This is a genomic window from Cellulomonas palmilytica (assembly GCF_021590045.1).
Classification (GTDB): Bacteria; Actinomycetota; Actinomycetes; order Actinomycetales; family Cellulomonadaceae; genus Cellulomonas; species Cellulomonas palmilytica.
This window is the reverse complement of the sequence record NZ_CP062221.1, coordinates 2132479-2148394: the sequence shown is the minus strand read 5'-3', so window position 1 is coordinate 2148394 and position 15916 is coordinate 2132479. Positions and strand designations below refer to the sequence as shown.

The window sequence follows — 15916 nt, the reverse complement described above, 5'->3', positions numbered from 1 at the left end:
GGCGGATCAGGCGCGCGTGTCGCCCTCGTCGTCCTCGTCCTCGTCGGCAGGCCGACGGTACGGGTCAGGCTCACCGGCGTACGACGCCGAGCGCGCGATCGCCTGCAGCTCGGCGTCCCGGCGCGCCGCGTCGGCGAGCGCCTGCTCGAGGTGCGCGGCCGTCTCGGGCACCGCGTCCAGGTGGAACGCGAGCGTCGGCGTGAGCCGCACCCCGGTCTGCTTGCCGACCTCGGAGCGGATGACGCCCTTCGCCGACTCCAGCGCCGCGGCGCTGCCGGTGCGCGCCTCGTCGTCCCCGTACACCGTGTAGTAGATGTCGGCGTGCTGCAGGTCGCCCGTGACACGCACGTCGGTCACGGTCACGAACCCGAGCCTCGGGTCCTTGATCCGCGTGTCGAGCATCTGCGCGACGACCTGCTGGATCCTCTCGGCCAGCTTCCTGGCCCGCCCTGTGTCCACCATCAGGGACCCTCCTTCTCGAAGTCACCAGCCTCGCCCGCCCGCACTGCTCGCGCGGGGACGAGAAGACCGGTGACGGGTCTCCTCACGGCCGTGGTTGGGCCTGGCGGGTGGCCGCCCCGTCGGGGCGGCCACCTGGTAGGCCGTGAGGAGACCCGTCACCGGGCCACGAACATCAGGCGCGCGGCTTCTCGCGCATCTCGAACGTCTCGATGACGTCCTCGAGCTGCAGGTCGTTGTACGACCCGAGCCCGATACCGCACTCGTAGCCCTCGCGGACCTCGGTGGCGTCGTCCTTGAACCGCTTGAGCGACTCGATCGTGAGGTTGTCCGCGATCACCTTGCCGCCGCGCAGGACACGCGCCTTCGAGTTCCGTCGGATCTCGCCCGAACGGACGATCGAGCCGGCGATGTTGCCGAACTTGGAGGAGCGGAAGATCTCGCGCACCTCGGCGGTGCCGAGCTGTGCCTCCTCGTACTCCGGCTTGAGCATGCCCTTGAGCGCGGCCTCGACGTCGTCGATCGCCTGGTAGATGACCGAGTAGAAGCGCACGTCGACGCCCTCGCGGTCGGCCAGCTCCTCGACGCGCTCGGCGAACTTCACGTTGAAGCCGATGATGATCGCCGAGTCGACGGTCGCGAGGTTGACGTCGTTCTGCGTGATCGCACCGACACCGCGGTGGATGACGCGCAGGTCGACCTCTTCGCCCACGTCGATCTTGAGCAGCGCGTCCTCGAGCGCCTCGACGGCACCGGACACGTCACCCTTGATGACCAGGTTGAGGGTCTCGACCTTGCCCTGGGCGAGCGCCTGCGTGAAGTCCTCGAGGCTGATGCGCTTGCGGCGCTTGGCCAGGAGGGCGGCACGCTCGGCGGCCTCACGCTTCTCGGCGATCTGGCGGGCGGTGCGCTCCTCGGGCGCGACGAGCAGCGTGTCGCCCGCGGACGGGACGGACGCGAGCCCGAGCACCTGGACCGGGCGGGACGGGCCCGCCTCGTCGACGGTCTCGCCGTGCTCGTCGAACATCGCCCGCACGCGGCCGTAGGCCGTGCCTGCGACGATCGCGTCGCCGACGCGCAGCGTGCCGGACTGGACGAGGACGGTCGCGACGGAGCCGCGGCCCTTGTCGAGGTTCGCCTCGATGGCGACGCCTCGCGCGTCCTTGTCCGGGTTGGCGCGCAGGTCGAGCGCGGCGTCGGCCGTGAGCAGCACGGCCTCGAGCAGCTGGTCGATGTTCAGCCCCTGCTTCGCGGAGACGTCGACGAACATCGTGTCGCCGCCGTACTCCTCGGCCACGAGGTTGTACTCGGTGAGCTGCTGGCGGATCTTGGCGGGGTTGGCCCCCTCCTTGTCCACCTTGTTGACCGCGACGACGATCGGCACGTTGGCCGCCTGGGCGTGGTTGAGCGCCTCGATCGTCTGGGGCATCACGCCGTCGTCGGCCGCGACCACGAGGATCGCGATGTCCGTGACCTGGGCACCGCGGGCACGCATGGCGGTGAACGCCTCGTGACCCGGGGTGTCGATGAACGTGATGGGGCGCTCGACGCCCTCGTGCTCCTTGACGACCTGGTAGGCACCGATGTGCTGGGTGATGCCGCCGGCCTCGCCCGCGACGACGTCCGTGGAGCGGATCGCGTCGAGGAGCTTGGTCTTTCCGTGGTCGACGTGACCCATGACGGTGACGACCGGCGGACGCGGCGCGAGGTCCTCGTCGGACTCGCCGGCCTCCTCGGCCTCGAGGTCGATGTCGAAGGCACCGAGCAGCTCGCGGTCCTCCTCCTCGGCCGACACCATCTCGATGACGTAGCCGAGCTCGGCCGCGAGCGTGCCGAACGTGTCCTCGTCGAGCGACTGCGTCGCCGTGGCCATCTCACCGAGGTGGAACAGCACGGTGACGAGGGCCGCGGGGTTCGCGTCGATCTTGTCGGCGAAGTCGTTCAGCGACGAGCCGTGGCGCAGGCGCACGACGGTCTTGCCGTTGCCACGCGGGACCTGCACGCCGCCGAGCGACGGGGCCTGCATCGCCTCGAACTCCTGGCGCTTCGCCCGCTTGGACTTGCGCCCGCGGACGGGACGACCACCGGCGCGGCCGAACGCACCCTGCGTGGAGCCGCGACCGGCACCGCCGGGACGACCACCGCCGCCACCGGGGCGACCGGCGAAGCCGCCGCCACCGCCGGGAGCACCGCCGCCGCCACCGGGACGACCGCCGAAGCCGCCGCGAGCGCCGCCGCCACCGCCGCCGGGGCGCGCGGGGCGCTCACCGGGACGACCGACGCCGCTCGAGGTGCGGCCGGGCATCATGCCCGGGTTGGGACGCGGACCGCCCGGACGCGGCGCGGGACGCGGGCCGCCGGGACGGTCGCCCGCACCGGCCGCCGGAGCGCCCTCGGGACGCCGGTCGCCGGGACGCGGCATGCCCTGCGACGGCGCGAACGGGTTGTTCCCCGGACGCGGCCCACCGGGGCGCGGGCCGCCGGAGCGCTCGCCACCGCCGGCGCGGGGCATGCCCTGCGACGGCGCGAACGGGTTGTTGCCGGGACGGGCCGCGGGACGCGGCGCACCCGGACGGGCGCCACCGGCACCACCGGGACGCTGGCCCGCGGGACGCGGGGCGGGGGTCGCACCGGGCGCGGGGGCCTTGGCCGCGGGCGCGGGGGCGGCCGGACGTGCCGGGGCGGGTGCCGCGGCCGCAGGCTGCGCCGGGGCCGGGGCGGCCGGGCGGGCAGGTGCGGGCGTGGGTGCCGCTGGCGCGGCGGGCGCGGGGGCTGCCGCGGCCGGACGTGCCGGTGCCGCGGGTCGCGACGGTGCGGGGCGCGCTGCGGGCTGCGCGGCGCCACCGCCGGCAGCGGGGTACGTGTCGCGCAGCTTGCGCACGACGGGCGGCTCGATCGTCGAGGACGCCGAGCGCACGAACTCACCCATCTCGGTGAGCTTCGTCATGATGGTCTTGCTGTCGACCCCGAGCTCCTTCGCGAGCTCGTAGACGCGAAGCTTGGCCACTTCTCTCCTGTCTCGGTCCGCCCGAGACAGGGTCGGACCGTCGTTAGTGCTGGGTGCGCATGCGCATCTGCTGGGTGCTCATCGCGAGGCACTCATCGGTGCGTGCTCATCGGGTCGCCATCGGCTTCCAACCCGCTTCCTTCATCGACGGTCGGCGTCGGTTCTCCCGACGCCGTGAGCTGGTGCTCGAGGTGCTCCCGCACCGCAGCCACGTCCGGCGCGGCCTGCAGTCGCAGGGCCCTGCCGAACGCGCGTCGGCGCGTCGCGAGATCGAGGCATCCAGGATCGAGGTGCAGCCAGGCACCCCGGCCCGGCATCCGGCGGGCGACGTCCACGACGAGCGCGGGCTGACCCGCGCCGTCCACGACGGCGACCACCCTCAGCAGGGCGGACCTGGGACCGGTGGCTCGACACCCCACGCACGTGCGGACCGGCGCACCCGCGGTCTTCCTCGTGAGACGGACGTCTCGACGTCCTGAGGAGGTCACGGACTGCGTGCCGACGGTCGCGTCGGCGTGCGGGGACTGCCGGGCGTCCGGCCCAGCCACGGTGAGTCTACCCCCGCGGGTCACCCCGCGTCGTCCGGGTTGCGCTCGGCGGCGTGCCCGACGGCCGGTGCCGCGCCCGCGTCCTCGCCCTCGGCGTCCGAGCGGATGTCGATGCGCCAGCCGGTGAGCTTGGCGGCCAGACGCGCGTTCTGGCCCTCCTTGCCGATCGCGAGCGACAGCTGGTAGTCGGGCACGACGACACGCGCCGCGCGTGCGTCGGGGTCGGCGACCGTGACCGAGATCACGCGCGCGGGCGACAGCGCGTGCGCCACCATCTCCGCCGGGTCGTCGCTGTGGTCGACGATGTCGATCTTCTCGCCGCGCAGCTCGGCCATCACCGCACGCACGCGGCCGCCCATCGGGCCGATGCACGCCCCCTTGGCGTTCACCCCGGCGACGGTCGCCCGGACCGCCATCTTGGTGCGGTGGCCGGCCTCGCGCGCGAGCGCCGTGATCTCGACCGTGCCGTCGGCGACCTCGGGGACCTCGAGCTCGAACAGCTTGCGCACGAGGTTCGGGTGCGTGCGCGACAGCGTGACCTGCGGGCCGCGCGCGCCGCGCGCGACCTCGAGCACGTAGCCGCGGATGCGCTCGCCGTGGACGTAGGTCTCGGACGCGACCTGCTCGTGCGGCGGGAGCACCGCCTCGGTGCCGCCGACGTCGACGAGCACGACACGCGGGTCCGGGCCCTGCTGGATGACGCCGCCGAGGACCTCGCCCTCCTTGCCGCGGAACGTGCCGAGCACCTGGTCGTCCTCGGCGTCCCGCAGTCGCTGCACGATGACCTGGCGCGCGGTCGCGGTCGCGATGCGCCCGAAGCCCGAGGGCGTGTCGTCGAACTCCGGCGCGTCCGCCAGGACGTGCCCGTCCTCGTCGACCTGCGCGGGCTCGCGCGCCCACACCGTGACGTGGCCCGTACGGCGGTCGACCTCGACGCGAGCACGCTGGTGGGCACCGGGCGTGCGGTGGTAGGCGGACAGCAGCGCCTGCTCGATGGCGGCGACCAGCACCTCGAGGCTGATCTCCCGCTCTCGCTCCAGGCTGCGCAGCGCCTGCATGTCGATGTCCATCAGATCTCCCGTCCGGCGTCGTCGCCGCCGTCGTCGTCGGGGCCGAGCCCCGACAGGTCCACCTCGACGCGCGCGTCCGCGACGTCGTCGAGCGCGATCGTCAACGGGGCACCGACCTTCGGCGGCCGCCCCTTCACACCGGGCGTCACGGGCACGACGACGAGCGCGTCGTCGTCCTGCACGGCGGTCAGCCGGCCGGTCACGACCTCGCCGCCGTGGCGGCGCACGCGGACCGCGCGGCCGACGGCGCGCACGAAGTGCCGGCGCGCGACCAGCGGGCTGTCCGCTCCGCGCGTGCCCACCTCGAGCGTGTACTCCCCCGCGACCGGGTCGGACTCGTCGAGCGCGTCGGACACGGCGCGCGTGACCTCGGCGACGCGGTCGAGGTCGACCTCGTGCTCGTCGTGCTCGTCCGGGCCCACGAGGACCTCGACGACCTGCCGGCCGCCCGAGCGGCGCACGCGCACGTCCTCGAGGACGAGACCGGAGGCGGCGACCACGGGGTCCAGCACCTGCCTGACCCGCTGCGCGGATGCGGCTGCGACCATGACCGCCTCCTTCGTGTGCACGGGGCCGTGGCCCTCGAGTTGTCGCTCCAGGGTAACGACTGTCGCGGGCACGCGACGGCCGGTACCGGGCGCGCCGGGGTGCGCGTGGCAGGATCGCCGCGATGAGCACCGCGATCTCGCCCGACCCGTCCACCTCCCGCGTGGCGAGGATCACGCGCGCCCGGGCGCGCCGCGGCACGCACGCCGCCGTCGTCGGCGCGCTGCTGGCCCTCGCGCTGGGCGGATGCGGGCTGCGGCTCGAGACCCCGCCGCCCGTCGAGCCTTCGCCCGACGCGCTCGAGCAGGTCCGCGGCCGCACGGTCGCCGACGCGCTCGCGCTCGAGGCCGCGGCGGACGGCGCGCTCACCGTGACGGCCGACGAGGCCGTCGCGCCGCTGCTCGAGCAGGTCGCCGACGTCAGCGCGCAGCACGCCGCCGCGCTCGGCGGCGCGTACGACTCCGGCATCGTCGACCCCGACGCCGAGCCGACCCCCACGGCGAGCCCGACCACGGAGGCGACGACCGCGCAGGACGTCCTGGCGTTGCTGGGCACGACGAGCAGCACGGCCCGGACCGACGCGAGCACGACCGACGACGGCCCGCTCGCGCGCGTCGTCGGGTCGGTCGCGGTCGCGCGGGCGGACCTGGCGCTGCGGCTCGCGCTCGCGCTCGGCGAGGACTCCCCCGCGCCGGGCGTGCCCGACGAGCTCGTCGTGCCCGCCGAGGTGGACCCGGCGGTCGGCGGGCCGCTCGCACGCGCGCACGACGAGGCGGGCTTCGCGCTCGAGGTCGTCGCGGCACGCGGGGCGAAGGACGTCCGCGCGACCGTGCTCGCGCAGGCGCGCGGGCAGCGCGCGCGGGCCGAGCAGTGGGCCACGGCCGCGGGGGTCTCGGGCACGGGCGAGGAGACGCGCCTGGGTCAGTACGCGCTGCCGGCCGACCTCGACGCCGACGGCGCGCTCACCGCGCTCGTGCGGGACGTGCACGCGGGTGTCGGGCACGCTGCCGCGGCAGCGCTCGCACAGGTGCCCGCGGGCGCGCGCGAGCCGTACCTCGACGAGCTGCGCGTCGCCGTCGAGCGCGCCCGGGTGGCGGGTGCTCCCGTGCAGGCGTTCCCCGGCCTGCCGGAGCAGACGGATCCGGAGCAGACGGAACCGGAGCAGGCGGAACCGGCGCCGACCCCGACGCCCTGAGCCGCCGCCCGCGAGGGCAGGCGACCCAGGACGTCGCGTCAGCGACTCGGACCACGGCGCCGGGTCGACGCCGTGCGGTCAGAGCAGCGCGGAGACCTTCCCGGCGACGACCTCGACCGCGTCGGCGACCGGCACGTTCTCGCTGTCGCCACCGGCGCGCGAGCGCACCTCGACGACGCCGTCGGCCAGGCCGCGGCCCACGACCACGACGAGCGGCACGCCCAGCAGCTCGGCGTCGGCGAACTTCACGCCGGGCGAGACCTTCGGGCGGTCGTCGTAGAGCACCTCGACGCCGCGCGCCTCGAGCCCGCGCGCGAGCTCGTCGGCGGCGTCGAACACGGCCTGGTCCTTGCCGGTCGCGACCAGGTGCACGTGCGCCGGGGCGACGTGCGCCGGCCACGCGAGGCCCTTGTCGTCGTGGTTCGCCTCGGCCAGCGCCGCGAGCACGCGCGTCACGCCGATGCCGTACGAGCCCATCGTGACGACCTGCGCCTTGCCGTTCTGGTCGAGCACGGTCAGGCCGAGCGCCTGGGCGTACTTGCGGCCGAGCTGGAAGATGTGGCCGATCTCGATGCCGCGCGCGAGCTCGAGCGGGCCCGAGCCGTCCGGCGCGGGGTCACCCGCGCGCACCTCGGCGGCCTCGACCGTGCCGTCGGCCGTGAAGTCGCGGCCCGCGACGAGGTCGAACACGTGCCGGCCGGGCTCGTTCGCACCCGTGATCCAGCGCGTGCCGGCGACGACGCGCGGGTCGAGCAGGTAGCGGACCGCGGTCCGCTCCTCGTCGTCGGCCGCGCGGCCGTCCGCGTTCGGGCCCAGCACCGCCGGGCCGATGTACCCGCGCACGAGCTCCGGGTGCGCCGCGAAGTCCGCGTCGCCCGCGGCCTCGACCTCGGCGGGCGCGACGGCCGCCTCGAGGCGCTTGAGGTCGACCTCGCGGTCGCCGGGCAGGCCGACGACGACGAGCTCGCGCTCGCCGCTCGGGTGCACGAGCGCGAGCACCACGTTCTTCAGGGTGTCCGCGGCCGTCCACGCGCGGTCGGGGCGCGCGAACCGCTCGTTCGCGAGCGCGACGAGCGTGTCGATCGTCGGCGTGTCCGGCGTGTCCTCGACGTGCGCCGCGGGCGCGTCGTCGAACGGCAGCGGCTCGGGCGCGATCGTCGTGACGGCCTCGACGTTCGCGGCGTACCCGCCCGGCGACCGCACGAACGTGTCCTCGCCGATCGCCGTCGGCGTCAGGAACTCCTCGGAGCGCGAGCCGCCCATCGCTCCGGACGTCGCCGCGACGACGACGTACTCGAGCCCGAGCCGGTCGAAGATCCGCTGGTACGCCAGGCGCTGCGCCTCGTAGGACGCCTCGAGGCCCGCGTCGTCGACGTCGAACGAGTACGCGTCCTTCATGACGAACTCACGCCCGCGGATGAGGCCGGCGCGCGGGCGGGCCTCGTCGCGGTACTTCGTCTGGATCTGGTAGATCGACAGCGGCAGGTCCTTGTACGACGAGTACAGGTCCTTGACCAGGAGCGTGAACATCTCCTCGTGCGTGGGCGCGAGCAGGTAGTCGTTGCCCTTGCGGTCCTTGAGCCGGAAGATGTTCGGCCCGTACTCCGTCCAGCGGCCCGTCGCCTCGTACGGCTCGCGCGGCAGCAGCGCCGGGAAGTGCACCTCCTGCGCGCCGGCGGCGGCCATCTCCTCACGGACGACGGCCTCGACCTTGGCGAGCACGCGCAGGCCGAGCGGGAGCCAGGTGTAGATGCCGGGCGCGGCGCGGCGGATGTACCCGGCGCGCACCAGGAGCTTGTGGCTCGCGACCTCGGCGTCGGCCGGGTCCTCGCGCAGCGTGCGGACGAACAGCGTGGACATACGCAGGAGCATGAGGCGAAGCCTAGTTGCCCGCCGCGGTCCGGCCGACGCGATCGTCGGGCGTCTGGCGCACACCGGCCCCGGTTCGGGCGCGGTGCGGGGGTGACGTGGGCCACGATGGTCCCGTGCCCGAGCTCCCCGAGGTCGAGGCGCTCGCCGCGTTCCTGCGCGAGCGCGCCGTCGGCCGCACCGTGACGCAGATCGGCGTGGGCGACATCGCCGCCCTCAAGACGTTCCGACCGCCGCCGGACGCGCTCGTCGGCGGCACGGTGGTCGACGCGAGCCGGCACGGCAAGTGGCTCGACCTGCTCGTCGCGACGCCGACGGGCGAGCCCCTGCACCTCGTGTGGCACCTGTCCCGCGCGGGGTGGGTGCGCTGGTCGGAGAAGCTCGCGACGACGCCCGTTCGCCCCGGCCGCTCGCCGCTCGCGCTGCGCGTGCGGCTCGACGACGCCTCGGGGTTCGACCTCACCGAGCAGGGCACGCGCAAGCGGCTCGCCGTGCACGTCGTCGAGGACACCGCGGACGTGCCGCAGATCGCCTCGCTCGGCGTCGAGCCGCTCTCCCCGGAGTTCACGCGCGAACGGTTCGGCGCTCTGCTGACCGCGCGCAACCAGCAGGTCAAGGGACTGCTGCGCGACCAGGGCACCATCGCGGGCATCGGCAACGCGTACTCCGACGAGATCCTGCACGCGGCCCGCACGTCACCGTTCGCGCTCACCGCCAAGCTGTCCGACGAGCAGGCGGACGTCATCTACGCGGCGGTGCGCGAGGTGCTCGCGCAGGCCGTCGCCGAGGCGTCCGGCAAGCCCGCCGCGGAGCTCAAGGACGCCAAGCGCCGCGGCATGCGCGTGCACGGGCGCACGGGCGAGGCGTGTCCGGGCTGGGACGGGGTGCCGTGCGGGGACACCGTGCACGAGGTGTCGTTCGCGGACTCGTCGCTGCAGTACTGCCCGACGTGCCAGACCGGCGGCAGACCGCTCGCCGACCGCCGCATGTCGCGGCTGCTGCGCTAGAAGAGCACCGTCGCGTACGAGCCGACCTGGCGGAAGCCCACCGCCCGGTACGCCGCGATGGCGCGCTCGTTGTAGTCGTTGACGTACAGGGACACGACGGGCGCGACGTGGTCGCGCGTCGCCTCGACCACGGCCGCCATGCCGTGCTCCGAGAGCCGCATCCCGCGCCGCTCGGGCTCGACCCAGACGCCCTGCACCTGGGCGACGCCCCCGGCGACGGCGCCGAGCTCGGCCTTGAACGTCACGCGCGGTGCACCGCCCGGTCCGGACTCCATGCGCACGAACGAACGCCCCTGGTCGATGAGCGTGCGCACGCGGGTCTCGTACGGTCCGCGCGGTCCGCTCGCCGGCGAGTAGCCGACCTCCTCGGTGAACATCGCGATGCACGCGGGCAGCACCAGGTCGAACTCGTCGGGACGCGACAGGCGCACCTGTGGGTCCACCGCGACCGACGGCGCGGAGTCGATCACCATCGACGGCTGGTCGTGGCGCACCTCGCGCACGCCCGGCCACACCGTGCGCAGCCGGTTCCACAGACCCAGGACCGCGGGGGCGGGACCGACGATCGACGAGCAGCGCCGGCCCTGGCGCGCGGCGCTCGTCGCGAACGCGTCGAGCGCGTCGGAGACGACGGCCGGGTCCTCGACCGGGACCACGGGCACCATGTTCGCGCCCGCCCAGCACACCGCGACGAGCGAGCCGCCGTGCTGGTAGCCCCACAGCGCGCCGCCCGCGCTGCCGAGCCGGGTGGCCCGCGCCGCCTCGATCCGGGCGGTCGCGAGCACCGAGCCGACCGGGTCGAGCGCGCACACCTCGAGAGCCGCCCCGAGGTCGACGTCGTCCAGGACACGTGCCCCGGGCCGGCGGTCGAGCACCATCGCGCGCCGCGGCCCCATGAGGCGATTGTGCCTCACGCTCACGGGTGCTGCGTCCGGGACTCGCGGCCGGTCTGCACTCGTGTCACCGACCGTGCCGGCGCTCGCGCCGGCACGGGTCTCGGCGGCGTCGGGTCGACGGCTCGCCACCCTCAGCCGACGGTGACGACCGGGCTGGTCCCGCCTTCGCTCGGCTCCATCGTCTCGGCGATGCGCATCGCCTCCTCGATGAGGGTCTCCACGATCTTCGACTCCGGGACGGTCTTGACGACCTCGCCCTTGACGAAGATCTGCCCCTTGCCGTTGCCGGACGCGACGCCCAGGTCCGCCTCGCGCGCCTCACCGGGGCCGTTGACGACGCAGCCCATCACGGCGACGCGCAGCGGCACCTCGAGGCCCTCGAGGCCCGCCGTGACCCGCTCCGCGAGCGAGTAGACGTCCACCTGCGCGCGACCGCACGACGGGCAGGACACGATCTCGAGCTTGCGAGGCCGCAGGTTCAGCGACTGCAGGATCTGGATCCCGACCTTGACCTCCTCGACGGGCGGCGCGGACAGCGAGACGCGGATCGTGTCGCCGATGCCCTTGCTCAGCAGCGCGCCGAACGCGGTCGCGGACTTGATCGTCCCCTGGAACGCGGGCCCGGCCTCGGTCACCCCGAGGTGCAGCGGCCAGTCGCCGCGCTCGGCGAGCAGCTCGTAGGCGCGCACCATGACCACCGGGTCGTTGTGCTTGACCGAGATCTTGAAGTCGTGGAAGTCGTGCTCCTCGAACAGCGACGCCTCCCACACGGCCGACTCCACGAGCGCCTCGGGCGTCGCCTTGCCGTACTTCGCGAGCAGCCGCGGGTCGAGCGAGCCGGCGTTGACGCCGATGCGCAGGCTCACGCCCGCGTCCGCCGCGGCCCTCGCGATCGCGCCGACCTGGTCGTCGAACTTGCGGATGTTGCCGGGGTTCACGCGCACCGCGGCGCAGCCCGCGTCGATCGCCGCGAACACGTACTTCGGCTGGAAGTGGATGTCGGCGATCACCGGGATCTGCGACTTGCGCGCGATCGCGGGCAGCGCGTCCGCGTCGTCCTGGCTCGGCACCGCGACGCGCACGATGTCGCACCCGGACGCCGTGAGCTCGGCGATCTGCTGCAGCGTGGAGTTCACGTCCGCGGTCAGCGTCGTCGTCATCGACTGCACGCTCACCGGGGCGTCGCCGCCGACCTCGACCTTCCCGACTCGGATCTTGCGGGAGGGGCGCCGCGGCGCCAGGACCGGTGCGGGTGCCTCGGGCATACCCAGGGAGATCGGAACGCTCACCGGGCCATCATCCCACCTACCGCCGCACCATCCGGCGTGACGAGCCGCACGGTGGCCGATCGTGCACACGACGACCGCACGACAGCCGCACGACGAGCGCACGACGAGCGCACGACGAGCCGCACCGCACGCGCGCCGCAGGCCGCCGGGCGGGCGGGGCTCAGGTGATCGTGACCGGGTCGACGATGTCCGCGTAGATCAGCAGCACGCCCATCGCGCCGAGCACCACGAACACCGAGTACGCGAGCGGGACCAGCTTCGCCGAGTCGAACGGGCCGGGTCGCGGCAGCCGTCGCAGGCGCGCGACCTGCCGCCTGCCGCCCTCCCACAGCGCGGCTGCGACGTGCCCGCCGTCGAGCGGCGGCAGCGGGATCAGGTTGAACACGAACAGCGCGATGTTCAGCGTCGCGAGCATCTCGAGGAGCATCGCCAGGCGCACCCCCCAGTCGATGCCCTCACCCTGGACGGACGCGACCTCGCCCGCGAGCCGTCCGACGCCGACGATCCCGACGATCGAGTCCGCGCCGCGCTCGCCGTCGCCGAACGTCGTGGCGACGAGGTCGACGACGCGCGCCGGCAACGTCGCGACGACCGACACCGTCTGCCAGGTGCGGTTCGCGACCTCCTCGGGCACCTGCGCGAGCGTCGCCGACCGGTACTCGACGGTCGGCGACACGCCGACGAAGCCGACGGGCACCGTGACGAGCTCGCCGTCCTCGTCGTGCACGGGCGCGCCGTCCTCGTCGTACGCCGGTCGCTGCGCGACGACGGGCGTGACGCTCAGGTCGAGCCGGGCGCCGTCGCGCTCGACGACGACGTCCGTGGGCTCGGCACCCGTCGCACGGATGAGCGTCGAGAGCTCGTCCCACGACGAGACCGGTGTGCCGGCCCAGCTCAGCACGGTGTCCCCCGGCTGCAGGCCCGCGGCCGCCCCCGGCGCGGCCGGGTCGGCGTCGGTGCACGCGCGGTCCGCCTCGGCGCCCGCAGGGATCACGCACTGCGAGACGGAGTCGAGGGTCGTCGAGGTCACCGGGACGCCGAAGCCCATGAGCACGATCGCGAGCAGGACGAACGCGATCAGCAGGTTCATCACGGGGCCGCCGAGCATCACTACGAGCTTCTTCGGCGTCGACAGCCGGTAGAACGCGCGGTGGTCCTCACCGGGGTGGATCTCCGCGGCGCTCGCGTCCCGCGCGTCCGCGGCCAGCCGCCCCACCCACGTGCGCGCGGGCGGGTTGCCCACGGCCTCGGCAGGCGCGTACATGCCGACGAGCCGCACGAAGCCGCCCAGCGGGATCGCCTTGACGCCGTACTCCGTCTCGCCGCGCGTGCGCGACCACAGCGTCGGCCCGAACCCGACGAAATAGTGGCTCACGCGCACACCGAAGCGCTTCGCGGGCACCATGTGCCCCACCTCGTGCAGCGCGATCGACCCGAGCAGCACGACCAGCGCGATGAGCACGCCGAGCAGGTACGCCACACCAGCCTCCTTCAGCCCCGAGCACCCCCACGGGTCCCGGCCGGCCCATCATCCCCCGAGAACCTGTGCCGACGTGCCGCCGCCACGTCCTGCGTGGCGAGTTGTCCGCGCGGGGCCGCGGGGCCAGCATCGGCGGATGGACCTGCGTGCGCTGCGCCGCCCGATCGACTCGCCCGACGACCCCGCGCCGTGGGCCGACGAGTCGGCCGCACCCCGGCCCGCGCTCGACGGCGACACGACGTGCGACGTGCTCGTCGTGGGCGCCGGGCTCACCGGCCTGTGGGCCGCGTACTACCTGCTCGAGGCCGACCCCGCGCTCGACGTGCTGCTCGTCGAGTCCGGCGCGAGCGGCCAGGACGAGCGCGGGATCGGCGCGTGCTCCGCGCGCGTGGGGCTCGACGCGGACGGCATCGCGGAGCGCTACGGCGAGGCCGCCGCGCGCGACGCGCGGGCCGCGCTGCGGGACGCGGTCGTCGAGGTGGGCGGCGTCGCCGCCGTCGAGGAGGTCGAGTGCGGCTTCCGGTTCGGGGGCGAGCTCGTCGTCGCCGGCGACGACCACGCGTTCGCCCGGCTCGCGCGCCAGGCCGCCGCCGCGACGCGGTGGGGCGACGAGACGCACGTGCTGGGCGGAGCGGCGCTCGCCGAGCACGTGCGCCTGGAGGGTGCCGTCGGCGGCACCTGGTCGCCCGAGGCCGCACGGCTCGACCCCGGCGCCCTCGCGCGCGGGCTGCGCGACGCCGTCCTGTCCCGCGGTGCGCGCGTCGTCGACCGCACCGACGTCGCCCGGCTCAGCGCGGGCGCGGCGGTGACGACCCACGGCACCGTGCGCGCGGCGACGGTCGTCGACACGCGCCCGCACGGGACCAGGCGGACCGCCGCGGCGCTCGCCACCGCTCCCCTGCCCGAGGCCGTCTGGGAGCAGGTCGGGCTCGCACGCGGCGAGGTCCTCGCGCACACCGACGGGCTGCGCGTCGTGCGGGAGGCCTCCGGGCGGCTCGTCGCGGGCCGTGCCCCCGCCGCCGGACGCACCCGGCCCGTGCGGGCCGCGGCGCGCTCGTCGGACGCGCTGCACGCCGACCTCGTCACGCTGGTGCCCGTGCTCGCGGACGCACCCGTGACGCACGCGTGGCAGCGCCCGCTCGCGGAGCCCGGCGCGCTCCCGTCCGTGGGGCTGGTCGACGACCACGCGTGGGCACGCAGCGGCGGGACGGGCCCGGCCGCGGCCAACGTCGCGGGGCGGACGCTCGCCGAGCTCGTCACCGGCACGCAGTCGGCGCTCACCCGCGCACCGTGGGTGCGGCGCGGCTGACCCTCGTTCGCCCGGTCGCCCGTTCGTCCGGTGGCCCGGTCGCCCGGGCGGTGCGGGCCGCGCGTCAGACGCGCGCGAGGATCTCGTCGGCGCGCGCCCGCGCCCAGCGCTCCGCGTCCAGCACGACGTCGAGCGTCAGGTCCGCAGCACGCGTCCCGTCGTGCTCGTCGACGACCCGCTCCACCGTGGAGACGATGTCGAGGAAGCCGATCCGACCCGCGAGGAACGCCGCGACGCACTGCTCGTTCGCGGCGTTGTAGACCGCCGGGTGCGTCGCGGACGCGGCCACCGCGTGCCGCGCGAGCCGCACGGCGCCGAACAGCTCCTCGTCGAGCGGCTCGAACGTCCACGCCGTCGGGCTCGACCAGTCGCACGCCGCCGCGACGTCGTCGAGCCGGTCCGGCCACGACAGCCCCAGAGCGATCGGCAGGCGCATGTCGGGCGGAGAGGCCTGCGCGATCGTCGAGCCGTCGACGAACTGCACCATCGAGTGCACGACCGACTGCGGGTGCACGACGACGTCGATCCGGTCCACCGGCACGTCGAACAGCAGGTGCGCCTCGATCAGCTCGAGGCCCTTGTTCATCAGGGTCGCGGAGTTGATCGTCACCACGGGGCCCATCGCCCACGTCGGGTGCGCGAGCGCCTGCTGCGGCGTCACCACCTTGACGTCGTCGGCGCTCCATCCGCGGAACGGCCCGCCCGACGCGGTGAGGACCAGCCGCGCGACCTCGGGACGCGCACCGGAGCGCAGCGCCTGCGCGATCGCCGAGTGCTCCGAGTCCACGGGCACGACCTGGTCGGGCCGCACCGCCGCGGCGTGCACGAGAGCGCCGCCCACCACGAGGGACTCCTTGTTGGCGAGCGCGAGCGTGCTGCCCGCGCGCAGCGCCGCGAGCGTCGGGCGCAGACCCACCGAGCCCGTGATCCCGTTGAGGACGACGTCCGCGCCACCGCCCGCGAGCTGCTCGGCCGCATCGGGGCCCGCGAGGACCTCGACACCGGGCGCCCCCGCGGCCACGAGCGCCTCGCGCACCGCCGGCACCGCCGACGCGTCGGCGACCGCGACGACCGGGACGCCGAACCGCGCCGCCTGCGCCGCGAGCGCGGCGGGGTCGCCGCCGCCCGCCGCCAGACCCGCGACCGTGAACCGGTCGGGGTGCCGGGCCACGACGTCGAGCGCCTGCGTCCCGATCGAGCCCGTCGAGCCCAGCAGGCACACGGTCCTCGTCATGGTCGCC

13 protein-coding genes are annotated in these 15916 nt (G+C 74.8%); 3 read left to right on the top strand and 10 right to left on the bottom strand.

The genetic code is table 11. The features are described 5' to 3' along the window. Positions 1–6 precede the first annotated feature (6 nt). The 5 genes from rbfA to F1D97_RS09780 form a co-directional block, all read right to left on the bottom strand. On the bottom strand, positions 7–462 hold the full coding sequence (rbfA, locus tag F1D97_RS09800) for a 30S ribosome-binding factor RbfA (RefSeq protein ID WP_236120341.1): 456 nt from the start codon (positions 460–462) through the stop codon (positions 7–9). A gap of 172 nt (positions 463–634) precedes the next feature. Continuing rightward, a complete protein-coding gene (gene infB, locus F1D97_RS09795; protein WP_236120340.1) occupies positions 635–3466 on the bottom strand; it encodes a translation initiation factor IF-2 in 2832 nt (943 codons plus the stop codon). Positions 3467–3558: 92 nt separating this feature from the next. After that, the gene (locus F1D97_RS09790; RefSeq protein WP_317618845.1) at positions 3559–3843 is read right to left on the bottom strand and encodes a YlxR family protein; all 285 of its coding nucleotides are present in this window, start codon (positions 3841–3843) and stop codon (positions 3559–3561) included. 191 nt (positions 3844–4034) lie between these two features. Continuing rightward, positions 4035–5084 carry a transcription termination factor NusA gene (gene nusA, locus F1D97_RS09785; RefSeq protein WP_236120339.1) on the bottom strand — a complete coding sequence of 350 codons (1050 nt, stop codon included), beginning with the start codon at positions 5082–5084 and terminating at the stop codon, positions 4035–4037. Then, positions 5084–5632, bottom strand: a complete 549-nt coding sequence (locus tag F1D97_RS09780) for a ribosome maturation factor RimP (RefSeq protein WP_236120338.1) — start codon at positions 5630–5632, stop codon at positions 5084–5086. Before F1D97_RS09780 ends, nusA begins: the two co-directional genes overlap by 1 nt. A gap of 122 nt (positions 5633–5754) precedes the next feature. Between F1D97_RS09780 and F1D97_RS09775 the strand changes: the two genes are divergently transcribed. Beyond that, positions 5755–6825: a hypothetical protein gene (locus tag F1D97_RS09775; protein WP_236120337.1), complete on the top strand. Its 1071-nt coding sequence runs from the start codon at positions 5755–5757 to the stop codon at positions 6823–6825. A gap of 78 nt (positions 6826–6903) precedes the next feature. Here the strand turns inward: F1D97_RS09775 and F1D97_RS09770 are convergent, their stop codons facing one another. Continuing rightward, positions 6904–8697, bottom strand: coding sequence for a proline--tRNA ligase (locus tag F1D97_RS09770; RefSeq protein WP_236120336.1), 1794 nt, complete (start codon positions 8695–8697; stop codon positions 6904–6906). Between the two features lie 113 nt (positions 8698–8810). On the opposite strand from F1D97_RS09770, the gene F1D97_RS09765 reads away from it, so the two are divergent. Further along, positions 8811–9701, top strand: a complete 891-nt coding sequence (locus F1D97_RS09765; RefSeq protein ID WP_236120335.1) for an Fpg/Nei family DNA glycosylase — start codon at positions 8811–8813, stop codon at positions 9699–9701. Here the strand turns inward: F1D97_RS09765 and F1D97_RS09760 are convergent. From F1D97_RS09760 to F1D97_RS09750, 3 genes are all read right to left on the bottom strand, one after another. Continuing rightward, a complete protein-coding gene (locus F1D97_RS09760; RefSeq protein ID WP_236120334.1) occupies positions 9698–10597 on the bottom strand; it encodes a GNAT family N-acetyltransferase in 900 nt (299 codons plus the stop codon). The two genes, F1D97_RS09765 and F1D97_RS09760, sit on opposite strands and share 4 nt — an antisense overlap. A gap of 131 nt (positions 10598–10728) precedes the next feature. Beyond that, a complete protein-coding gene (gene ispG / locus F1D97_RS09755; protein ID WP_236120333.1) occupies positions 10729–11886 on the bottom strand; it encodes a flavodoxin-dependent (E)-4-hydroxy-3-methylbut-2-enyl-diphosphate synthase in 1158 nt (385 codons plus the stop codon). Between the two features lie 160 nt (positions 11887–12046). Next, complete coding sequence (locus F1D97_RS09750) at positions 12047–13366, bottom strand: M50 family metallopeptidase (RefSeq protein WP_236120332.1); 1320 nt, start codon at positions 13364–13366, stop codon at positions 12047–12049. A gap of 136 nt (positions 13367–13502) precedes the next feature. On the opposite strand from F1D97_RS09750, the gene F1D97_RS09745 reads away from it, so the two are divergent. Next, a complete protein-coding gene (locus tag F1D97_RS09745; protein ID WP_236120331.1) occupies positions 13503–14675 on the top strand; it encodes an NAD(P)/FAD-dependent oxidoreductase in 1173 nt (390 codons plus the stop codon). A 64-nt stretch (positions 14676–14739) separates the two neighbouring features. Here the strand turns inward: F1D97_RS09745 and dxr are convergent, their stop codons facing one another. After that, the gene (gene dxr / locus F1D97_RS09740) at positions 14740–15909 is read right to left on the bottom strand and encodes a 1-deoxy-D-xylulose-5-phosphate reductoisomerase (protein ID WP_236120330.1); all 1170 of its coding nucleotides are present in this window, start codon (positions 15907–15909) and stop codon (positions 14740–14742) included. Positions 15910–15916: the final 7 nt, after the last annotated feature.

What these genes read in the sequence shown, in the direction of transcription:
- rbfA (WP_236120341.1), bottom strand. Translation starts at nt 462, where the DNA reads ATGGTGGACACAGGGCGGGCCAGGAAGCTGGCCGAGAGGATCCAGCAG.
- nusA (WP_236120339.1), bottom strand. Translation starts at nt 5,084, where the DNA reads ATGGACATCGACATGCAGGCGCTGCGCAGCCTGGAGCGAGAGCGGGAG.
- F1D97_RS09780 (WP_236120338.1), bottom strand. Translation starts at nt 5,632, where the DNA reads ATGGTCGCAGCCGCATCCGCGCAGCGGGTCAGGCAGGTGCTGGACCCC.
- F1D97_RS09775 (WP_236120337.1), top strand. Translation starts at nt 5,755, where the DNA reads ATGAGCACCGCGATCTCGCCCGACCCGTCCACCTCCCGCGTGGCGAGG.
- F1D97_RS09770 (WP_236120336.1), bottom strand. Translation starts at nt 8,697, where the DNA reads ATGCTCCTGCGTATGTCCACGCTGTTCGTCCGCACGCTGCGCGAGGAC.
- F1D97_RS09760 (WP_236120334.1), bottom strand. Translation starts at nt 10,597, where the DNA reads ATGGGGCCGCGGCGCGCGATGGTGCTCGACCGCCGGCCCGGGGCACGT.
- F1D97_RS09745 (WP_236120331.1), top strand. Translation starts at nt 13,503, where the DNA reads ATGGACCTGCGTGCGCTGCGCCGCCCGATCGACTCGCCCGACGACCCC.
- dxr (WP_236120330.1), bottom strand. Translation starts at nt 15,909, where the DNA reads ATGACGAGGACCGTGTGCCTGCTGGGCTCGACGGGCTCGATCGGGACG.